This window comes from Arcicella rosea (assembly GCF_040543805.1).
Lineage (GTDB): Bacteria > Bacteroidota > Bacteroidia > Cytophagales > Spirosomataceae > Arcicella > Arcicella rosea.
This window is the reverse complement of sequence record NZ_JBEUMS010000013.1, coordinates 106,782-129,915: the sequence shown is the minus strand read 5'-3', so window position 1 is coordinate 129,915 and position 23,134 is coordinate 106,782. Positions and strand designations below refer to the sequence as shown.

Annotated in this window: 14 protein-coding genes; 8 read left to right on the top strand and 6 right to left on the bottom strand. The window is 36.4% G+C overall.

Annotated elements, in window-relative coordinates:
- Nucleotide 1 precedes the first annotated feature (1 nt).
- Nucleotides 2-1,297 (bottom strand): CitMHS family transporter, encoded by a 1,296-nt coding sequence (locus tag ABID42_RS16750; protein WP_367284706.1) that lies wholly within the window; start codon nt 1,295-1,297, stop codon nt 2-4.
- Nucleotides 1,298-1,312: 15 nt separating this feature from the next.
- Nucleotides 1,313-2,341 carry an alpha/beta hydrolase gene (locus ABID42_RS16745; RefSeq protein WP_367284652.1) on the bottom strand — a complete coding sequence of 343 codons (1,029 nt, stop codon included), beginning with the start codon at nt 2,339-2,341 and terminating at the stop codon, nt 1,313-1,315.
- Between the two features lie 396 nt (nt 2,342-2,737).
- On the opposite strand from ABID42_RS16745, the gene ABID42_RS16740 reads away from it, so the two are divergent.
- From ABID42_RS16740 to ABID42_RS16705, 8 genes are all read left to right on the top strand, one after another.
- Nucleotides 2,738-3,343, top strand: coding sequence for an RNA polymerase sigma factor (locus tag ABID42_RS16740; protein ID WP_367284651.1), 606 nt, complete (start codon nt 2,738-2,740; stop codon nt 3,341-3,343).
- A gap of 290 nt (nt 3,344-3,633) precedes the next feature.
- Nucleotides 3,634-4,644: a FecR family protein gene (locus ABID42_RS16735; RefSeq protein ID WP_367284650.1), complete on the top strand. Its 1,011-nt coding sequence runs from the start codon at nt 3,634-3,636 to the stop codon at nt 4,642-4,644.
- A gap of 6 nt (nt 4,645-4,650) precedes the next feature.
- The gene (locus tag ABID42_RS16730) at nt 4,651-8,241 is read left to right on the top strand and encodes a SusC/RagA family TonB-linked outer membrane protein (protein WP_367284649.1); all 3,591 of its coding nucleotides are present in this window, start codon (nt 4,651-4,653) and stop codon (nt 8,239-8,241) included.
- Nucleotides 8,241-9,638 carry a RagB/SusD family nutrient uptake outer membrane protein gene (locus tag ABID42_RS16725; protein ID WP_367284648.1) on the top strand — a complete coding sequence of 466 codons (1,398 nt, stop codon included), beginning with the start codon at nt 8,241-8,243 and terminating at the stop codon, nt 9,636-9,638. Before ABID42_RS16730 ends, ABID42_RS16725 begins: the two co-directional genes overlap by 1 nt.
- A gap of 50 nt (nt 9,639-9,688) precedes the next feature.
- Entirely contained in the window at nt 9,689-10,888 is a 1,200-nt protein-coding gene (locus ABID42_RS16720) for an aspartyl protease family protein (RefSeq protein ID WP_367284647.1), read from the top strand.
- 17 nt (nt 10,889-10,905) lie between these two features.
- On the top strand, nt 10,906-12,882 hold the full coding sequence (locus tag ABID42_RS16715; RefSeq protein WP_367284646.1) for a TlpA family protein disulfide reductase: 1,977 nt from the start codon (nt 10,906-10,908) through the stop codon (nt 12,880-12,882).
- Between the two features lie 2 nt (nt 12,883-12,884).
- Nucleotides 12,885-13,967: an alpha/beta hydrolase family protein gene (locus tag ABID42_RS16710; protein ID WP_367284645.1), complete on the top strand. Its 1,083-nt coding sequence runs from the start codon at nt 12,885-12,887 to the stop codon at nt 13,965-13,967.
- A 21-nt stretch (nt 13,968-13,988) separates the two neighbouring features.
- Nucleotides 13,989-16,025, top strand: coding sequence for a protein-disulfide reductase DsbD family protein (locus tag ABID42_RS16705; protein ID WP_367284644.1), 2,037 nt, complete (start codon nt 13,989-13,991; stop codon nt 16,023-16,025).
- Between the two features lie 95 nt (nt 16,026-16,120).
- Here the strand turns inward: ABID42_RS16705 and ABID42_RS16700 are convergent, their stop codons facing one another.
- From ABID42_RS16700 to ABID42_RS16685, 4 genes are all read right to left on the bottom strand, one after another.
- Entirely contained in the window at nt 16,121-16,774 is a 654-nt protein-coding gene (locus ABID42_RS16700) for a GDSL-type esterase/lipase family protein (protein WP_367284643.1), read from the bottom strand.
- A 36-nt stretch (nt 16,775-16,810) separates the two neighbouring features.
- Nucleotides 16,811-18,253 carry a glycoside hydrolase family 30 protein gene (locus ABID42_RS16695; protein WP_367284642.1) on the bottom strand — a complete coding sequence of 481 codons (1,443 nt, stop codon included), beginning with the start codon at nt 18,251-18,253 and terminating at the stop codon, nt 16,811-16,813.
- Nucleotides 18,254-18,373: 120 nt separating this feature from the next.
- The gene (locus ABID42_RS16690) at nt 18,374-19,882 is read right to left on the bottom strand and encodes a RagB/SusD family nutrient uptake outer membrane protein (protein WP_367284641.1); all 1,509 of its coding nucleotides are present in this window, start codon (nt 19,880-19,882) and stop codon (nt 18,374-18,376) included.
- Between the two features lie 17 nt (nt 19,883-19,899).
- Entirely contained in the window at nt 19,900-23,019 is a 3,120-nt protein-coding gene (locus tag ABID42_RS16685) for a SusC/RagA family TonB-linked outer membrane protein (protein ID WP_367284640.1), read from the bottom strand.
- Nucleotides 23,020-23,134 lie beyond the last annotated feature (115 nt).

Below are 23,134 nucleotides of genomic sequence, written 5' to 3'. Positions count from 1 at the left end.
ATTAAATATGGATTGAACCCGTTAAAAGTGCCACAATCGTCATTACAAGCGTCGTTCCGAAAGCCCATTTGAAAGTAAATCGCTGATGTTCGCCTAAATCAACTTCGGCTAAACCTACCAACAAAAAAGTTGAAGCCGTCAGCGGACTTATCGGAAAACCAACCGTCATTTGTCCAAGTAAAGCGGCTCTTCCTATTTCAAGTGAATCAATGCCAAACTGGTTTGCTGTTTGACTTAAAATTGGCACAACACCAAAATAATAGGCATCTGGTGTAAAAAGGATACTGGCTGGTAAGCTGGTTAAAGCGGTTAAAGTTGGCAATAAATTGGCATGTTGTTCAGGAATTAAACTGACCAAACTATTCGCCATCGCATCAATCATTTTTGAACCCGTCAAAATACCAGAAAAAATCCCTGCGGCAAAAATCATACTTGATACCAAGAAAATGTTTGTGCCATGTCCTTTCAATACTTTTTGTTGGTCGGCAATTTTGGGATAATTAATTAGCAGCGCAATCATACTTGCTGTAACAAACAATGCCGAAGCTGGAACCCAACCTTTGATAAGAATCGTAATTAACGAAACCGTTAATATCGCATTGAATATCAGTAATTTTGGTCTTCTTAAATGGCGTTGACTTTCGCTAAGTTCATCTTGATGATTGTATTCAAAATCAATAATTCCAAGTCGATTTCGTTCTTTTTTTCCGAAGTGATAAGCCACAAAAAGTACCCATAAAATCCCACCAATAATCGCAGGAATATTTGGATTGAAAATATGGACAGCATCGCTTTTAAGCGTAGAAATAGCTCTTGCAGAAGTACCCGACCAAGGTACTAAATGCAAAGGGCCAACGCTCAAAGCGACAATCGTTGTAAGTATTAAACGATTGATTTTTAGTTGTTTATAAATGGGTAAAAATGCCGAAAGTACAATCATAAAAGTGGCAGTTCCATCACCATCTAAATGTACAATCATCGTTAAAATAGCCGTTCCGACAATTACTTTTAGCGGGTCGCCTTTTACTGATTTGATGATAAAAGCAATCACGGGGTCAAATAAACCTGTGTCCAGCATCGTGGCAAAATACAGCACGGCAAACATCAATAAAATACCTGTGGGCGCTACTTGTTTGATACCATCCAAGCCAAATTTCCCTAATTCAGCAGGATTAAAACCTGCTATAAGCCCAAATATAATTGGCGTTAAAACCAAAGCTGTCATTACCGACATGCGTTTGGTCATGATTAAAACAAGAAAAACCGCAATCGTTGAAAATCCTAAAAGTGCGAGTATCATAAAAATGCTGGGTTAGTCAAATTTCAAATAATCATTAAAAAATGGCAGTAAATCATTTAACACACGCCCGTCGGTTGACCAAATTTTATTGCCGTGGTCGCCAATGTACTCTTCTGCAAAATGATTAATGCCTAAATTTTCTAATCGCTGACTCAACATTCCTATTTGAATTGGAAAACGTTGGGAATCATTTCGTCCCCAATCCAATTTTATCGCCGTCATTTTTCTAAGATTATCCGCATATTTATCCACCATATACACAGGCATATTGGCTTCCCATTTTTCTAAAACAGCTTGATTAATAATCATTTTATCGCCATCGTAACTAAATGGGAAATCACAATAAAATGGCGGATTATTTGGGTTGGGTGACCATGCTCTGGCTACTGCCACCAATACTTTTGGATAATACGTTTTCTTTAATTCTTCCTGCGTTTTAATTTTTTGAACTTCCTTGAAAGAAGTACTATTTGCGCCAAATTCTTTGACCATTGCCAACAAGCCCGGACTCATGGCATAAATGCTACTAAATACTTCTGGATGAAGCATTCCTATTTTAAAAGCACCATAACCGCCCATCGAATGCCCAGCAATTCCTCTATTTTCACGATTGGCTAAAGTCCTGAAATTTTTATCCATAAAGCCAACTAATTCCTTTGCCATGAACTCGTCCCAATTGCCCGTTAGCGAAGAATTACTATAAAAACTGCCTTCGTAAAGTGTATAATTATCAACTTGGACTAGAATAAACGGGCGAATTTTATGCTTACGAATGCCTTCGTCCAAAATGTTTTTCATATTGGCGTAAATGCTATCTTTTCCCATAAAGCCATGCAAATAGTAAATGACAGGGAAACGTTCCTTCGTATTTTCATAATTTGGAGGAAGATAAACCGAAATCTTGCGATTGGGATTTTCGCCACCTACATTTTGCAAAGCCTTCGATTCAATAATATGACTAACTATTTTTCCTACACTGTTTTGCGCATTTGAAAAATGGCATAAAAGAAGAATGACAATTAAAGTAATGAGTTTTTTCATCTATTCATAGTTTGGATAATACGCTGAATACTTCTGTAACAATATTTGTATTGTACAAATAATTCTCACAAAAATGAAACAAAGCAATCGAAAATAAAAGAAAGTATTTGAAAATATTTGAAGCTGTTGATGAAGGGCAACGCTCATAAATCTTTCTAATCAATTAAATTGTTTCATTCTTTAAATCATAAAAATCAAATTTTGAAAACGCTAGAGTGAAATAGAATTTTTCGGGTTTTGTGTGATATAATCTCCATAGCTTAGCGTTCAACCGACCTTTTTTTGAAAAAAAACATTAATTTGATAAGTAGAAGTAATCATTCTGCCTTTTCCACCTTAAAAATGAAGATAGATTTTATATAAATTTGTCAAACAACGATAACCACAATACAAAAAATGTTAATGCAAAGCGAGGATATAAATTTATGGGAGGCTTTTCTGTCTGGCGAGCGAGAAGCTTTCGAAAGCATTTATACTCGGCATTACAAATCGCTGTACGAGTACGGCATGCGAAAATTACAAAATGAGGAACTCGTTCGTGATTACGTCCATGATTTATTTGTAAAGCTTTGGATGAATCGTAAAACTACGGGCTCAACTGATAATATTCGCTATTACTTACTGGCTTCTTTTCGAAATTTTATCATCAATCAATCTACCAAAAAAAGTAATCTTAATTATGTTGATATGGAAGAAGCGGAAGTCTTTCAAATCAATTTTAATGCTGAAGCTGAGTCGGCGAGGTTAGACCAAGTTGACGAACAAGCTCAAAAAGTATTGCAAGCCCTGAATCAATTGAGTCCACGCCAAAAGGAAGTATTGTATCTGCGTTATTTCGAAGAATTAGAGTTTAAAGAAATAGCGGATATGATGGATATTTCTGTAAAAGGTGTTTATAAGCTCAATAGCAGAGCTTTGGAAACACTTCGTGGTATTTTAGATATGCCAAACTCAAGTATTATTAGCCTTATACTACTTCTTCGCTTCAAAGGAATTTTATAATTTCAGAAAGAAGTAAAACCCAAACCTTTCTTAATTATAAAGCATTTGTTAGCTATTTACGGCTTTAGCAATATGCTTTTATGCCTTATCCTTATTTTTTCTATTACTACCTTAATCTTATTTTCTTTTTTATAAATAGGCACAAAAACCTGTATTTCAACACTTTACATTCTTTGTAAAATATATTTTAAATAAATATTAAAAAAAAGTAAAAAAAGTTGGCTTCTGTGGGGTAATCCCAAAAATTATTCGGTTTGTATAAATAGAAGCCAAATTAATTGTGGCAATTGATGGAAAAGTACAATACATATTCGACTGAAGACTTTTTAAACGATAAAGATTTTATTCGTTGGATTAAAGAAGGAAATACAGAAGAGCGGAAGCGCTGGGAGGATTGGCAACAAAGTACTCCTGAAAATTTGGCTGCTTATCAGCAAGCAAGCCTTGTTTTAAGAATGGTTATGTCTGCCGAACGCATTGAGCCTTCAGCAATTTTTGGAGATAATCTTTTAAAAGACATCCAGTCGAGTATCGTTCAACAAGAGAAAAAACAGCGAGTGGTTCTTTGGCTACGCATTACTTCTGTTGCGGCGGCGGCAATACTTGCTGTAGCTGTAGGGATTAATTGGTATGCACAATCAATGATAACGATAAGTACCGACTATGCTCAACAAAAGACCATTACGTTACCAGATGAAAGTATTGTAAAGCTGAATGCAAATTCATCAATTAGTTATCATAGAGCTTGGTCATGGCAAAGTAAAAGGGAAGTTTGGGTAAGTGGAGAAGCATTTTTGAAAGTAACACATTTGAATACGAACCCTATAAAAATTAAACCTCAGGAGCAATTTAGTGTACATGCTTCCTCAGTGTTGATTAATGTATTGGGAACAGAATTTAACGTCAAGGAACGTCGCAAACAGGTACAAGTAGCATTGCTGAAAGGGAAGATTAGCGTACAAATTGAAAATCAACCTTATGCTATTATTATGAAACCGGGCGAGATTGTACGTTACAATGGAATTTTGCAAAAACAAACTCAACAACAGGTCATGAGTGTCCCTCAGGCTTGGTTGGAAGGAAATATGATTGTTAATGGACTCACCGCAAGGCAAATCATTGACAACTTTGAAGATACCTATGGGTACAAAGTCATTCTAGAGGACTCAACCCTAGCGTCTAAGCAAATTGATGGAACTATAGCCTTCAATAGCGAAGAGACTATTCTTTACACTCTATCCAACATCTTAAACGTAAATATCTATAAAGAAGGAAGAATTATTTATTTAAGATCCCGGTAAACCAACATGAAACATACGATTTCCCGATTATTCGGTACCTGCCTGCTGCTGGTACTCCTGAACTGTATTGCTTTGGGTCAGCAGAAAACGATTCCTCTTAAAGAGGCAATCTCACTCATAGAAAAGAAATTCAAAACGAAATTTGCTTATGAGCATAATTTACTTAGCGGAAAATATACAAAAGCATCAGCCCTCAATAATAATTCTGTAGAGGAAATTCTGAAGGATGTATTATACCCTAATAATCTATTGTTTTTGTACGTAAGTGGCAATTCGTACAGTATTGTGGCTCGTGATGCTCGATTTTTTCAAACGCCCGAAACACCACAACCACTAAGAGTTGAAACTGCTACCAGTACTTTGCTAAACGATGATGATCTTATCGTAAGAGGAGTAATTAGCAATACTGATGGCAATGCTTTGCCTTGGTCAAATGTTTGGGTAAAAGGTACACGCAAAGGAACAACAGCCAACGAACGTGGAGAATACAATTTATCAGGCATGAAAGCTGGCGATAGATTACTGGTAACTTATGTCGGTTACAAAGATCGTGAAGTCATCCTCAGCGCAATAGGTACTGTAAATATTGTACTTGAAGCAGATGCAGGAACGATGATTAATGAAGTTTCCGTCGTAAGTACAGGTTATCAAGCTTTACCAAAAGAAAGAGCCACTGGTGCTTTTGGTAGTATTAATGCCAAAGAATTGGAGAAAATCCCTGTTCCAAATGTTATTCAGCGACTAGAAGGACAAGTACCCGGACTTGATGTGCAACTAACATCTGATAATGCCTTTACTTACAATAATACTCGTTTCGCTATCAACAGTGGCACCCGTACTATTGGAGCGTCCGATTATAACTTGGTTATCAGAGGAGTAAGCACTAATTCAGGCGAAAAAATGCCTTTAATTGTAGTAGATGGAGCGATTACAGATTTGGATTTAAAAACCTTTAATCCAAGAGACATCGAAAATATTACGATTCTTAAAGATGCTGCTGCCGCTTCTATTTGGGGTTCAAGAGCTGCTAATGGAGTAATTGTAGTAACAACCAAGAAAGGGTCACTTAACCAAGCACCACGCTTAAGTTTTTCAACGGATTTTATGACTACGACGAGTCCACGATTAAATTACCTTCGTCTGATGTCAACCGATCAAACGATTGAATATGAACAAGAAATGGTGAATAAAGGACTCATCATCAATCCTTTAACTACAACATTTTTCCCGCAGGCAGTTAGTCGGGCAACAGATTTAACGCTACAATTCAATGCAGGAAGAATCTCGCAAGCAGATTATAACACAGCGTTGAATGATTTACGTGCTAGAGGAAGTAGTTTAGACCAAATTGCTCAATACATCATCAAACCAGCTACAAATCAGCAATATAATTTATCGTTAGCAGGCGGAAGTAATGCAGCAAGTTATTACTACGGACTATCGTATAGTCGTGAACAAACATCTACAAAAGGGAATGAAGGAAAACGCTTAACCTTGACCTTGAACAATACTTTTAAAGTATTCAACAAGGTTACTATTGCAACAAACTTAAAAGCTTCTCTTTTTAATTATAGACAAGGGGCTATCGGCTTAAACACATTGCTGAACCCAAGTGCTAATACTTTTATGCCTTACGACCAATTTGTAGATGCTAATGGCAACAGAGTATCATATTCTCGTACTTATTATAGCACTTATTTGAGTGGACTTGAAGCCAAAGGATATTTGCCGTGGCGATACAATCATCTTGATGAACAAGATATGTATGACAACACAGCATTCGATAATAATTACTTAGCCACTGTTAATGTAAATGTTCCGTTACTAAAGGGTTTATCTGCCATTGGTTTCTTTAGTACTGAACGTGCATTTTCGCAAAGCCGACTATTTAATGCTGTTGAGACTTATTTCACTCGTGACTTGATTAATAATTCCACTACGGCAAATTCAGCTGGTCAATTGGTTTCGGCTATTCCAAAAGGAGGAGTACTACAGCAAGCAAACACACAAATCAATAATTACAGTTTGCGTGGACAGCTCGCTTATAACGAAAGTTTCGGAACGGCACATCAAGTAAATGTGATTGCTGGGGCTGAAATACGCCAAACATCAGCAAGTCAGGGTTCTGCAACAATGTATGGCTACAATATGCAAACGGGTATTTCGCAAAGTGTAAATTATGCAAGTACTTATACGACAGCTGTTGGAGGGATTTCTTCAATTAGCGGAGCGCCAAATCAACAAGATAAAACTCGTCGATATTTATCGTACTACGCTAATGGTTCTTATACATTCAACAATAAATATGTACTTTCTGGAAGTGCAAGATATGATGATTATAACAACTTTGGTTTAGATCGCTCATTTCGTGCCACACCGTTATGGTCAACAGGTTTGAAGTGGAATATGGATCAAGAAGATTTTATGAAAGGTATATCTTGGGTGAATTCATTAGGACTACGAGCAACTTATGGCGTGAACGGAAACATTGCTACAGACATGTATCCTTTTACAAGTATTTATCTGGCGGGTTCTGATTTTATCACGACTAATCCTTATGGTGATATTTTAAACCCAGCCAACCCTACACTTCGTTGGGAAAACACTTATGTATTCAATCTTGGTCTTGATTTTGGTTTGTTTAACAGACGTTTGAATGGGAATTTAGATTTCTATAACAAAGAAGGAAGAGACATTATTTATGAGTTCCCAATCAACCCAACTTATGGCACTAACACTTTAAAAAGAAACTCTACTTCACTTTCTGGAAAAGGAATTGATTTTGGTTTGAGATGCGAAATCATCCAACATAAAGATTGGGGATTACAAGCCGGTATCACCTTTTCATACAATACCAATCTTGTTACGGATACTCGTTTTGTGCCTAATTCGGCTTTGTTATCGAACCCGATTACACAAACTTGGCTAAAAGGTTATACCACAGATAAAGTGATGGTATATCGTTTTGCAGGATTAGACGCCAATGGTATGACTCAAATCTATAATGAAAAAGGCGAAAAAGTAGCAGCAAATCAGTCGATTACTTCCATTGATGCACTAAAACATGTAGGACGTTTAACCGCACCATTTTTTGGTGGACTTAACCTTACACTTCGTTACAAAGCATTCTCACTTTATACTTTGATGACTTATAGTTTTGGAAATGTTTTTATGAAACCTACTGTCAACAATTACCCAGGTACAGGACGTAACGCAGGTTTGAAATATGATTTAAGTGCAGATGTTGCCAAACGTTGGAGAAAAGCTGGCGATGAACTCACCACCAATGTTCCCGGCATGGCAGGAATTTATTCATCATTGAGTCTTTTCCGTTATCAATTTTCAGATATCAATGTATTACCGGGCGATTATATCCGTCTTCGTGAAGTAGCCTTAACATATAAAGTTCCACAAATGTTACTTGATAAAGTGGGCGTTAAAAATGCTTCTTTGGGTGTGACGAGCCGTAACCTTGGTTTGATTTGGACAAAAAATAAAGAAGGTTTCGATCCATCGTTTGCTAATTCACTGACAAGTACAACCTTGGGATTACCACCTTCTCCGTCTTATACATTTTCACTTAATGTAAACTTCTAATGAAAAAAGTTGTGAAAAAGATAGCCATACTCTTTTGCCTTGTAAACCTAGGAATGTTTACAAGTAGCTGTGAAAAATTTGTGGAATACCAAACACAAGGAAGTTTGGTACCCAAAGATGTCGCCAACTATCGTTATTTATTGAATAATACCAGTGCTTATGAAACAGGTATTATTTTGGGTGACCTTGCCAGTGACGACATCGCCTTGGAAGATGCTAGTCAACAAACATCGTTGAACTTTGCTTCTTATTCGTACTATAAAAATACCTATACTTGGCAGGATGATATTTTCCCACTCAATACGAGTTATGAAAATGATACAGATTGGAATTTGATGTACGCTCGTATTTTTAGAACCAACACCATCATCGGTGAATTACCAAGCAGTACAGGAACGACGTCTGAAAAAGCGAAACTAAGAGCTGAAGCATTGGTTCATAGAGCAGATGCTTACCTGACGCTGATTAATCAGTACGCCAAACCATACAGTGCTACTTCGGCTACTGATTTAGGAGTACCTTTGTTGCTTACTCAAACAGTTTCGCAACAATTAGATAGAGCCAACGTAGAAACTGTTTATCAGCAAATTATCAGTGATTTAAAACAGGCCACACCCAATTTGCCTTTAACGCAACTGTATAATACTTTGCCATCGAAACCTTCGGCTTATGGTTTATTGTCACGTACTTATTTGTACATGAACAATTATGCTTTGGCAGAAGCTTATGCTGATAGCGCTTTAGCGTTGCGGTTTACTCTGAATAATTTAGCGAGCATGACCGACGTAACGAAACATCCAAAGCGCATCAGTGACCCTGAGATTTTACTATCGAAAATTGTTACTTATGGAACAAGTGCTTATTCTCCAACGGCGATGCGTATGAGTTCTGATTTGGTTGCTTTGTTTGATGCCAATGACCAACGATACAATTTCTTTACTGTACCAGCTTCAAGAATTTCTTCTACTTATACCGGACGTTACTTTTATCGTGAATTAGCCCTTGGCGAAAACCGAAATATTGGTCCATCTGTTCCTGAAATGATGCTTATCAAAGCTGAATGTCAGGCAAGAACTGGACAAACAGCCCAAGCGATGAACTTAGTAAATACTTTGCGTAAAAACAGAGTTTTAGCTACGGCTTTTGTTCCACAAGAAGCATCATCCGCCAATGATGCGCTTGTAAAAGTAATCAATGAACGTCGCCGTGAATTCTGTTTCCGTATGCTTCGTTGGTGGGATATGCGCCGTTTGAAAAATGATCCATTATTTCAAAAAACGATTACTCGTACATTTAATGGCGTTACTTACACGCTTGCTCCCGACAGTAAACGTTATGTATTGCCTATTGCACAGTATTTAATCAAATTGAATCCAGAGATTATTCCTAACCCTTAAATGATTGCTCCGTCTGGATGTTGATAAAACAACATCCAGACTTTAAAAATATGCTACGTAAAATTATTGGCTTATTGGCTATAACAGCTTTAAGCCCACTTTATGCCCAAACTATTCCAGCAAGAGTAGATACGCTCATTGCTGCAATCAACACTAAAAATGTACCACGTTTATTACAATTGTTAGATGATAGTTGTACAATTGCAAATTTACCCAAAGGACAAAATGCTTTGATTATTCCGGCAATCTTACAAAAATACATTCCGATTGAAAGCTACCAAATTGTTAATCAGCAAGTAACGGGCAATCTGACAAAAGTGCAATTGAAAGTAAAGTATCAAGACCAAAAAGAAGGGCATCCATATTTTGTGTTTGGCTCGAATAAAGTAAAAGAATTAGGTATTATCAAACCTATTGTTCGTCAAGAACCAGCTTTGCCAACTTTAACAGGCATTTTTCCGAAAAAGCTAAGTTTGCCTTTTAATATGAAAAGTGGACTCATTTATATTGAAGCTACTTTGAACGGACAAAAAGGGTATTTTATGCTCGATAGTGGTTGTCCTGTTATTTTACTTAATCGGAAATATGCTACTAAAACAGAAGGAAATACTTTTGAATCATTTTCGGGGCTGAATGGAGCGATGAAAGATGTTCGATTGTCGGAAGTAACAAAGCTACAAATTGGTTCGATTGAAATTAACAGTACTAAGCTTGTTTCAAGCCCGATGCAAGATTTGGAATTCCCTTTCTTGGGTTTAATTGGCTATGATTTACTGAAGGAATACGTCGTAACTTTTGATTATCCCAATCGTTTATTGACTTTAGAAAAAAACCCGAATTTATCAAAACCATTATTAAGTATTCCATTTAAACAGGAACGCCACATCCCAATTATCACGTTGATTATTCAACAGAAAACATATCAATTGGGTATTGATTGCGGTGCTAATGCCAATGTAATGTATCAACCCTATGCTTCGGAAATAAGTACCTTGCTGACCGATGTAATGAAAGAATCGGTCAATGGTGCAGAAGGAAATACTCAAGAAAGCATAACAGGCTATCTGCCTGAAGCACAGATAAATACTTTACCTTTTAAAGATATGTTTACGGCTTTAACAGAGAATAAAATCAGGATGGATGCGAGTCATCAATTACCGATACAAGGTTTATTAGGAACACCCTTTCTACAACTTTATAAAACAGTCATCAACTTTCCAGCAAAAACTATCGCTTTTTATCACAATTAAAATACTTTATTCAATCCATGAAAAAGTTAATCTGCGGCTTAATGTTGCTTTTCTCTCAAGTACTTTTAGCTCAACAACCTCAATCAAGAGTCATTTTTGAACCTGTCCGTGCTCAACCAGGGCAAGATTTATCCATTACTTATAATCCATCTGGTTCGCCACTTGCTGGCAAAAAAGACATAAAAGGAATTGTGTACACCTATGAAAATTTTGTATGGCATGCCAACGATTTATCGCTCAAAGAAGAGAATAATAGTTGGAAAGCTAACATTAAATTGGCGAAAGACTGTGGACTGGTTGCGGTAAAATACACAAGTGGCGATTTGGTGGATAATAATGATGACCAAACATTTGCGCAAATGTTAATTGATGAATCAGGTAAATTTGCCGTAGGTGCTTATGCTGGTTGGGGACTTTTAAGAGCGCCTAATTACGGTTATAGCGTACAACAATACTTGAGAAATGCGAATATTAGTGATTCGGCAGTGTATTTTTGGTTGAATCAAGAAATTAGTTTTCATCCTAAAGAAGCCAGTGAAGTAATGTCGGTGCCGTTCTGTCAAGCACTATTCAAGATGCAAGGATTATCGTCTATTCCACGAATCAATCGTGTAGTAGCATTTTTGAGTAAAAACTCTTCAGAAGAAAACATGTTAAAAATTTTGTCGATTTTTCGTTATCCTCTACAAAATAAAACTTCGGAGGATTCTTTGACGAAAGTGATTTTAACAAACTACCCAACGGGGAATTTAGCTCGTTTGAAGGCTTTCCAACAAGTAAATTTAGAACCTAATTTTGATAAGAAAGCTGAACAGGCTACAGCTTTTTTAAAGCAATTTCCCTACAAAGAATCAGATTTTGAGTACAACGAAAACAATAGAATCAATTATACAAATGTCTATTTGATGGTTGCTTTACAGGCTTTGATGCAAAAAAATTATGCAAAATTGACAACTTTAGCTTCAGAATTACCATTTTCAACCATTCCAACGATTTATTATAAGTGTATTGACATTGCTCACAAAAGAAAAGATTTGGACGACCAAACTTTATTTGCCCCTTCGCAAGCGTTGATGCAACGCATGGAAAGTTTTAAAAATCAGCGCCCTGCACAGTATTTGTACTTGTCGCCTTCAGAATGGACAAAAGAATATGAAAGACTTTTTATCCAGACATTTGGCTTGATACAAACCAATATTTATCGCAATACTGGGCATTGGGATGAAGCCATGACTTTGGCAAATAGAGTACAACAAACACTTCAATTCAAATCGGCTGAATTGAATAATGAGCAAGCATTATTACTTGAACACTTCAAACAGTACAATCAATTACAAGAAGTATTGGTGAAAAGTATGCACGAAAATCAGAGTTCGCCAGAAATGATTGAATTACTGAAAAGAGATTATCAACGTGTAAAGGGAAATGTTGAAGGTTTTGATGATTATGTTTCTGGTTTAAAAAATCCAGCATTGGCAAGTAAAGAATTGGAAGAGTTAAAATCAATCATGATTAAAAAATCAATGCCTGATTGGACAATGAAAGATGGAAATGGCAAAACCGTAAAATTTAGCGAATTGAGAGGTAAAACCATTATCATGGATTTTTGGGCAACTTGGTGCGTGCCTTGCAAAGCATCGTTTCCGGGAATGAAATTAGCAGTAGAAAAGTATAAAAATGACCCAAATGTAGTATTTTTCTTTGTGGATACCGAAGAACGTAGCCCCAACTACAAACAAGAAATTATGCAGTATATCAAAGAAAACAATTATCCATTTACGATACTTTTCGATAATAAATTACCAAATCAAAAAGCGAATGATGAAGTATTTAATCGTATTTGTAAAGCCTTTACGATTTCAGGAATTCCGCAAAAATTAATCATTGATAAAAATGGAAAGTTACGTTTTATCACGGTTGGTTTTAAAGGAAGTGCCACTGGTTTAGCAGACGAAATTTCAGCGATGATTGAGTTAACGAAAAAAGCAGAATAAAGATGAAAAGTACAATCATTGGAATATTATTAGCCTTTTGTGCAAATTATCAACTTAAGGCAAATCCGTTTAAGACGGATAGTCTTACTTACACCAAAGGTAAAATTACCTATGGTGCTACGCTTTCGTATCCTCAAAAAACTGGAAAAGTACCGGCTATTATTTTAATTTCTGGTACCGGGCCTCAGAATCGGGATGGAGAAATGGCGAAGTTTAAATTTTTCAAAGAAATCGCTGATTACTTTAATAGCAAAGGAATAGCAGTATTAAGAGTAGATGACCGTGGTGTTGGAAAAACCACAGGTAATTATTTTCAAGCTACTACAGAAGATTTTGCTCAAGATGTGGAAGCTAGTTTAGATTTTCTGGAAAAACAACAAGGAATTGACCCTAAAAAAATTGGGTTGTTAGGTCATAGCGAAGGCGGAGCAGTAAGTTTTATTGTGGCGTCAAGGCGTAGTGATGTGGCTTTTGTTATCAGCATGGCAGGTTTAGCCACCAAAGGAATTGATGCTTTAAGAAAACAAAATGCCGATTTAGTAGCCACTGCCAAAATACCTGAGCATGATAAAAAACGCTATAATGAAATCAATGAATTGATGTTTCAAACGGTTTATGATAATGTTCCGAAAGATTCATTAAGTTTAGCCAAAGCGATGCAAACAACCTATGATACTTGGAAAAAGAAAGATAATGAGTATGTAGCTTCTTTGGGAATTCAGCCAGACCATGACCATTTTCGTTTTCCTATTTATTCTTATACCATGCAGGCAACTGGAGCTTGGTATCGTTATCATATTATGTTTGACCCTGCCTTGTTTTTACCAAAAGTAAAAGTCCCCGTTTTAGCATTAAATGGCGACAAAGATTTATTTGTTTCCTATAAAGAAAACTTAGAAAACATAGAGCGCTTACTAAAACAAGGAGGAAATAAAGATGTAACGACAAAAGTAATCACGGGCGTAAACCATTTGTTTTTGGCTTGCCAGTTGTGTACGACCGAAGAATATAATAAACTCCATAAGCAATTTCCAACATCTGTACTTAGTACGATGGGAGACTGGGTTCTCAATCATACCAAGTAATTATTTAACATTTTTCAAACCATGAAAAAACTCTTTTTCGTGTTATTTTGTAGCCTGTCTTTTTTAGGACAGGCTCAGATTTTTACTCCTGTTTCTTGGAAATTTTCAGCAAAAAGCCTTGAAAAGGGAGAAGTTGAAGTGATTCTAACTGCAAAGATTGATGCAGGCTGGCATATTTATTCGCAACATGTAAAAGCAGGAGGACCAGTGCCTACTTCTTTTACATTTACTCCTTCTAAAGATTTTTCACCTATTGGCGAAGTTGAAGAACAGACTAAATTGATGGAAGGTTTTGAAAAGACCTTTAACATGAACATTAGTTGGTTTGAAAATCAAGCCGTGTTTAGTCAAAAATTTAAACTAAAAAAGCCCACAGCAACGATTAAAGGCACTTTAGAATACATGGTTTGCGACGACCAACGTTGTTTACCTCCCGAAGAAGTAGCCTTTAAAATTCCTGTAAAAGCCGTAGGTTTAGAAGAGGTTTTACAAAAAGAGGATATTGCAAAAACACAGAATGCGAAAAAGGATTCAGCTGTTGCCTCAAAAAAAGATAATCCAGAGAAGAATGCAGTTACTAAATTCAAAGCAAAAACTATTGCTCTACCAAGCACTTCTAGCGAAGAAAGCTCTCTTTGGTTGACTTTCTTAGCAGGTTTGTTAGGTGGACTGGCTGCCGTTTTTATGCCTTGTATTTTCCCTTTACTTCCTATGACGGTCAGCTTTTTTACCAAACAGGCAGAAAATCGAACTTCGGGTATTAAAGATTCTTTAATTTATGGTTTTTCGATTGTAGTTATTTATGTTTCTTTAGGCTTGCTCATTACCGTTTTATTTGGTGCAGATGCTCTTAATAGTCTTTCTACAAATGGTATTTTCAATTTCTTTTTCTTTCTACTTTTGGTTGTTTTCGCTGCTTCATTTTTAGGAGCTTTCGAAATAATGTTACCAAGTAGCTGGGCAAATAAATTAGACCAAAAAGCTGATAAAGGAGGTTATTGGGGTATTTTCTTTATGGCTTCTACCCTTTCGCTGGTTTCTTTTTCTTGTACAGGACCAATTATTGGAACACTCTTAGTACAAGCCGCTACCACAGGCGCTTTACTTGGTCCAGCCGTAGGAATGTTGGGTTTTGCTATTTCTTTGGCTTTACCTTTTACTTTGTTTTCGTTGTTTCCATCATGGTTGAATTCTTTGCCAAAATCTGGAAGTTGGCTTAATTCCGTGAAAGTTACTTTAGGCTTTTTAGAATTGGCTTTATCCTTGAAATTTCTTTCTAATGTAGATTTAGCCTATCACTGGGAATGGTTCGATAGAGAAATTTTTCTGGTACTTTGGATTATCCTTTTCGCATTATTAGGTTTTTATTTATTGGGTAAAATTCGCTTTGCACACGATTCTGAATTAAAAACCATTACCGTACCTCGTTTCTTTTTGGCTGTTATTTCTTTGAGTTTTTCATTGTATATGATTCCGGGATTATGGGGCGCACCGTTGAAAGCGATTGCCGCTTTTCTACCACCACAACAAACGCAAGACTTTGATTTATCGGCTCGTTCACTTGAAAGTACTTCCCCACCGAATACTTCAACACATAAATATGGAGAACTTTTTCATGCTCCTTTAGGACTAGATGCTTTTTTCGATTATGAAGAAGGAATGGCTTATGCTCGTAAAGTAAACAAACCCGTATTAATAGATTTTACGGGACATTCTTGTGTGAATTGTCGGAAGATGGAAGCCACCGTTTGGCCAGAACCAGCTGTTTTGAAGCAGATTAAAGAAGATTATGTGTTGATTCAATTATATGTTGATGACAAAACAGCATTGCCACTGGCTGAACAAGAAGAGATAGAAGGGAAACAAATAAAAACGCTTGGAAAAAAATGGAGTTTCTTGCAAACAACACGCTTTAAAGCAAATTCTCAACCTTATTATGTTTTGTTAGATTCCAAAAATGAACAAGTATTGCAAACCCCACAAGGTGCAAACTTTGACATAAATGCTTTTGCAAATTTCCTCAATAAAGGGCTTGTGCAATATCGACAAAGGAATTAATACTAACAGATTTCTCCTTTTCAAACTCACTTATTTGCTATTATTCGCCTTGTTGTAGTGGAACAAGGCGAACATAGCAATATCTAATTTATTACTTACCGATACTCTTTTCTCAGAAATTTACGAGTTACCTCTGCCCAAATGCCATAGCCTTTGGCATTCAAATGAAGTTTATCTGCTACAAAAATATCAGACATTAATTCGCCATTGGGCAAGTAAAAATCTTTCTGAATATCAAGGAAATAAACGTTTTTAGTTTTCTTACAATATTTTTCTACCTGTTGGTTTAAATCTTTTTCTTTTGCAATAATATGTGTTCTTGCTAAACTTGGACGCACGGAACAAAAGCCAACGACAGTATTGGGTAACTGTTTCTTTACTTTCTGAACAAATTCTTTAAACTCTCTGAAAATAGAATCTGGACTTTCGCCTGCATTCAAATCGTTCCCTCCTTCATAAACTAAAATTACTTTGGGTTGATATTTTGTCACGATTCTTTCAAAAAAGAAATTCAAATCGCTCATCTGAGAACCGCCAAAACCACGATTGATAACTGGAAAATCTTTCAAATCCTCTTTGAAAGTTGTCCAAAGACGAAAGGTTGAACTGCCTACTAAAAGAATCTTCCCAGAAGCTGGCATATCAATCGAATCCTTGGCTTCAAAAGCTTGAATTTCAGATAAATATTTTTGTGAAAAAGCGTAAAAAGTACTGATTTGTAATATGGTAAGGATTAATATTTTTTTCATGATTATCTTATTTTTGGATAATTTTCGGCGAGTTTCTTACCAAACAATCGTTGCAACAGCTCCAGCTGGTAATGATACTGTTGCTAATTTGTCCGACTGTTTTACGTTAATATCAACATTTGTACTTTTATCATTTTCGATAATCAGCACTTTTTTTCCCGCAGGTGTCATAAAAGCAACATTGGGCAAATTACTATTGGTAATACTTTGAATTCTTTTTGAACCCATAGGAACAAATTTTGAAGCGTGTCCAACAATATAATAACTAACATTTCGAGTAATACTTGAGCCTGAAATCGTTAATGCACCTTTGCATTCTGTACAACCTCCGGGCGTGTGTGGCTGAAAACTAGCATCATTTGCCAAATTCCATTCTAGGGCAACTTTACTCCAATTTCTTACCGAACCAATGATAACATTTTTAATATGCCATTGTAAATCTCCTGCAAAAGCTCCTTTTGAAGATGTCCATTGTTCTGTAAAATAGAGATTTTTATTTGGATGAAGCGTATGTACTTTTGACAATGCACTAATATCACCCGCATACAAGTGAAATGCCGAACCATCAATGTATTGATTCGCATCATTATCATTTAAAACATTGATGGGATAATCTGGATTATCACAGTTATGATCCCAAACAACAATTTTGGTTTTGATATTTTCATTACGAAAAAGTGGGCCTAAATTATTCTTGACAAAATTCGCTTGGTCAGTAAAACTCATGACCATACTTGGATTATTCCCACCATGCTGAGGTTCATTTTGTAGCGTTATCGCATCAATCGTTATTCCTTCTTTTTGCATTTCAGAAATGTATTTTGCCAGATACTTTGCATAAACTGAATAGTATTCTAGGGCTAAATTTCCGCCAATTGATTTTCCGTTAGTTTTCATCCAAACAGGTGCCGACCAAGGACTCCCCATGATTTTAATACTTGGATTAATTTTGAGAATCTCTTTTAAGATTGGAATAAGATATTCTTTGTCGGGAGCTAAACTGAATTTAGCTAGATTTTCATCTTTCTGTCCGCTCTCTAAATCGTTATAACTAAATACTTTTTCGTCTAAATCAGAAGCCCCAATACTGATTCTTAAATAACTGATTCCGATTGATTGAGTCTCTTTTCCGAATAATTCGTTCAATAAATTACTTCTTTCAGTTGCACTTAAAAGCCCAATTAATTTGGCACTTCCTCCTGTTAAAGTAAAGCCAAATCCATCGATACTCTGAAATTCTTGTGTTGAATCAACTTCAATTGTCGGGTTAGTGCTGATACTTTTTAAGAAAGAAACATCTTGTTGTTTTTGTAATAAAATAGATTGGTCTGAAGTAGTTAGCCAATAACTCAAGGTTGGATTATTAGGCGAAACGGGCGTAGTAACGACAGGTTGTTGAGGTGAAATATTGGTATTGATAGATTTACCATCGCAAGCCCAAATTAAAAATAAAATAATTGTTTGAATAACAGAGCGCATATTTGTAGGATAAATCGTCTAAGAAAGACAAGTGAAGATTTACGATAAGTAAAAATTGAGATTAAAACCTATAAGGATTTAGACATTTAATCTGAATCCTTATAGGATGTTCAATTTTATTTAGTAGTTAGGATTTTGTTTGATTTTAGTATTTTCTAATTCTTTGAAAGGAATCGGAAATACTTCGTTTTTACCAGCTTTAAAACCTCTGCTTGCTAAAACAGTAGCCGCTTTTCCAGTTCTTACCAAATCAAACCAGCGATGTCCTTCGCAAGCAAGTTCCAAACGACGTTCATTGGCAATGGCATTTAATGAAACTGGAATAGAAGGCAAACCAACTCTTGAGCGAACTGCATCTAGTAAAGCTTGCGCTCTTGCACCTGTTCCGCCCAATGCTTCTGCTTCCATCAAATAAGTATCTGCCAATCTGATAAGGTAAGAATTTTGTCTAAAATTCAATTCAATGTTTCCTAAACCAGTAGAAACATCAGCTTGCTTCGGCATGAATTTATTGATAAAATAGCCTGTGTCTTGGTAAGCAGAAATATAATTAACTTGTTTCGCTGCTTTCAAAGTTTTAGCATCTAAAATAGTTGCTGAAAATCTTGGGTCATCTTTTAAAGCATCGTATAAATCTTGTGTGATAGGATTAAACGCCCAACCTCCAGAGTAATATGCTGGTGCGGTAGAACCCGCTGGTCTAGTTAATGTTCTTGGTCCAACCATTTGTACCACGGTATTTCCTTCATCAGTACCAGAACCCCAGTTTCCCCAACCTGCATTACTTGCACTTGTATGTGCTACTTCTAAAATACCTTCACTGTTAAACTTGTTGGCAAAAACCCATAAATCAGCAAAATTACTTAGCAATTTATATCCATAAGGGTTTGCTCCTCCCGGCGTTCCGTTAACGATGGCAAGTTGAGCAGCCGCTTCCGACAATTTTTTATCATACAAATACACTTTGCCAAGTAATGCTTGTGCAGCACCTTTGGTTAGTCGTCCAGCGTCAGCCGCAGGAACTGTATTGGGTAAAACAGGAATTGCTTCATTTAAATCTTTTTCAATTTGTGCATAAATTGCCGAAGGATCAGCCTGAACAACATTGTAGATTTCTGATGAAGGAAGCGGACTTGTAATAAGTGGAATATTCTTGAACAACCTTACCAAATTGAAATAATATAAAGCCCTTAATGCCTGTGCTTCTCCCGCATAACGTGCTTTCAAAGAAGCATCCATTGAAATGGCGGGCAATTTTGACAATAAGAAATTAGCTCTAAAAACACCTTGGTAATGATCGCCCCAATAACTTGCTGGCACTGTCGTCGGACTAAGTGTATAATTTGAAAAAGTCTGTAAACCAACGCCATCAGTCGCACCGCCACCGCCAGCTACATGGTCGTCTGAACCAGCATTAAGCATGGTGACCATGTTTTCAAAACCACCAGAATTTTTTCTCATTACATCATATACAGCCACCAAACCTGCGAAAGCTTCAGATTGGTTGGTATAATAACTTGCCTCTAAACTACTTCCTTTCGGGAGTACTTCTAAGTAGCTTGAACTACAAGAAGTAAGAATAGATGTTGCTAATGCGATTACAGAATATTTGAATGTATTACGTTTCATCTTTTATAATTTTTTCCTTAAAATTTTAAATTAACACCAAACTGAATTGAACGAGCTTGAGGATAATAACCTCTGTCGATTCCAAAAACATTACCTCCAATTTCTGGGTCATAACCAGTGTATTTTGTAATCGTCAGGAGGTTTTCTGCTGTTAAGAACAATCTTAATTTACTTGCTCCAATTTTGCTAACTATATTATTGGGAAGCGTATAACCTAATTGAATGATTTTAAATCTTACAAAATCGCCATCTTCTAAGTAGAAATCAGATGCTTTTCCAAAATTTCCGTTTGTATCATTATTGGTTAATCTTGGATAGTCGTTTGAAGTACCTTCTCCCGTCCAGCGATTCAATACTTTTGTTTGATAGTTTGCATTCAAAATATCTAGGCGACGAAGTCCTTGGAAAATTTTGTTCCCACCAGAAGCTTGAGCGAAAATCATACAATCAAAGTTTTTATAATCCATATTGATATTCAAACCGATTGTATATTTTGGTAAGCCATTACCAAGAAATGTCTTGTCATTATCATTAATGGTTCCGTTTCCATCAGTATCAACCCATTTGAAATCACCCGGTTTTGCATTAGGTTGAATAACATTTCCTTCTGCTGTTTTGTAGGCAGCTACTTCTGCGGCATTTTGGAAAATTCCAGCGTTTTGAAATCCAAAGAAAGCGTTATAAGGTTGCCCCACTTGTGTTCTGGTAATTGAACCCATTGATTGAAAACCAGCAGCACCAGAAGTAATAAACGATATACCATTTCCTAAAAATGTTACTTCGTTTTTCAAGAAAGAGACGTTTCCATTTGTTGAGAAATTGAAGTCACCAAAACGTTTTCTATAGCCCAATTCAATTTCAACACCTCTATTTTCCATATCAGCAACATTGCCTACTGGACTACTCGTTGCGCCAACATATCCCGGTAAAGTAATCGTCTGTAAAATTCCAGAAGTTTTTTTGCGATAAACTTCCAAAGTCAAGGTCAAGTTATTGAATAAAGTAGCATCAATACCAATGTTGGTTTGGGCTGTTTCTTCCCATTTCAAATCAGGATTTGAGGGCGCACTTGGACTAAAACCTGTTGAAATATCTACGCCACCAGTTCCATAAGTATAATTTCTTCCGCCCACAATCGTCGATAAATACCCAAAATTCAGGATGGCATCATTACCAGTCACACCGTATCCACTTCTGATTTTCAACGATTTAACGATGTTATTTTCTTTCCAGAAGTTTTCATTTGAAACAATCCAACCCGCTGAGAATGAAGGGAAAATACCGAATTTGTTATTGCCTCCAAATCTTGAAGAACCATCTCTACGGATAATCCCTGTGAACAAATACTTTTCATTAAAATCGTATGTTAAACGGCTGAATAATGAAGTTACACGATGTTCAGTTCCAGTATAAGCGCTACCTGTTCTTTGTGCCGCAGGAAGTGAAAAGTTGAAAGAAGCGTCTTCATAAGTATTAACAGGCAAATCTGAATAAGTAATATTTGTTCCGCTAGTGATATTGTCAATATAAAGTCCTTGCCCTAATAAAATACCCACATTATGCTTATTGAATTTTTTATTATACAAAACGGTATTTTCGATATTCCACCCCAAACCTGTGTTTGAACCTCTGCTAAAAGTATTTTTAGCTGCTCCAGAAGTAGCACTTAAATAATATTTAGGCGTAAAGAAGTCGCCGCCCCAATATGAAAGCTTTGCCCCAATTGTACTTTTAAATTTTAAGTTTGAAATCGGTGATACTTCTAGGAAAGCATTCCCAACAAAATCATCTGCCCAATCAAAGTTGCCTAATCTTATTTTTTGATAAGCAATTGGGTTCGTCATTTCTTGCCCAACAATAGAAGATATTCCATAAGGTCTTCCTTCGCTATCTCTCAGAACAGGATTACTTGTATAGATTGTCGAAGCCGCCGCAGTTGGGTCAGTTACTACCAATGGAGTAGTTGGGTCTAAGTTAATCGCCGAACTTAAAGGTCCACCAAATTCACTATTGGTATTTCCTAAACCAACTGTTTTTTGATGAGAATACGCCAAGGTTTGTCCAATCGTAATGTACTTTGAAAGTTTATGCGTCGAATTCAAACGAAGGTTATCTCTGCGATAAGACGAAATGTCTTTTAAAACAATGCCTTCTTGACTTTGTGTTCCAGCCGAAAGAAAGAAACTCGAAACATCATTTCCCCCACTAATACTCAATTCATGGTTTGTTCTTTTCGCATTGTTATTGAAAATAGCTGCTTGCCAATCTGTTCCAGCACCTAATGAAGATGGATTTGGAAAAAGCACCGCACCACCAGCCGCTTGCGATTTTTCATTCATGATAAGTCCATACTCCGAAGCATTCAATAAATCTAACTGTTTGGCTGGTGCTGACGAACCCACAAAACCTGTGTAATTCACATTTAGTTTACCTGACTTTCCTTTTTTAGTCGATACTAAAATTACGCCAGAGGCTGCTCTAGCCCCATAAATTGCCAAAGAGGCTGCATCTTTCAATACTTCAATTGATTCGATGTCTGACTGGTTGATAAAACCAATTCCACCATTATCAATAATTACTCCATCAATAACCCAAAGCGGATTATTCCCTCCATAAGTATCAAAAGTAGTAAGACCACGTACACGAACAGTTGAAGCCGAACCCGGTTGACCAGCATTAGCAGCAATCGTTACCCCTGAAACACGTCCTTGAAGAGCAGTTTCTATACGACCGCTTGGGATCTTTTCAAGGTCTTTGGCTTTTATGCTTGAAATTGCACCCGTCACCACACTTTTCTTTTGTGTACCGTAACCAATCACCACTACTTCATCTAGTCCTTTGATGTCTTCTTCCAAAGTAACATTTATTAAAGTAGTTTTTCCTACTGCTTTTTCAATGGATTTGTAACCAATAAAAGTGAAAACCAACACATCATTTGGTGTTGCACTTATCTGGTACTCTCCAGCCGAATTGGTTGTTGCCCCTCTTGTAGTGTTTTTAACCGTAATCGAGACGCCAGAAATAGGCCCATTCAAATTCGCATCAATCACTTTTCCTCGTACTTCAACCGACTGCCCAAAAACAGAAAGTGTACTCATACTCAGTAATAACAAACACAAGTAGTTTTTAAATTTCATAAAATTTTAAGATTAAAAATTTGGAATAAATAATGAGTTTAGCAATCAACTCAATAGAAAGAATCAATAAAACTTAATTCTTGAGTTGCTCAAAAACCGAGGGCAATATTAAAGG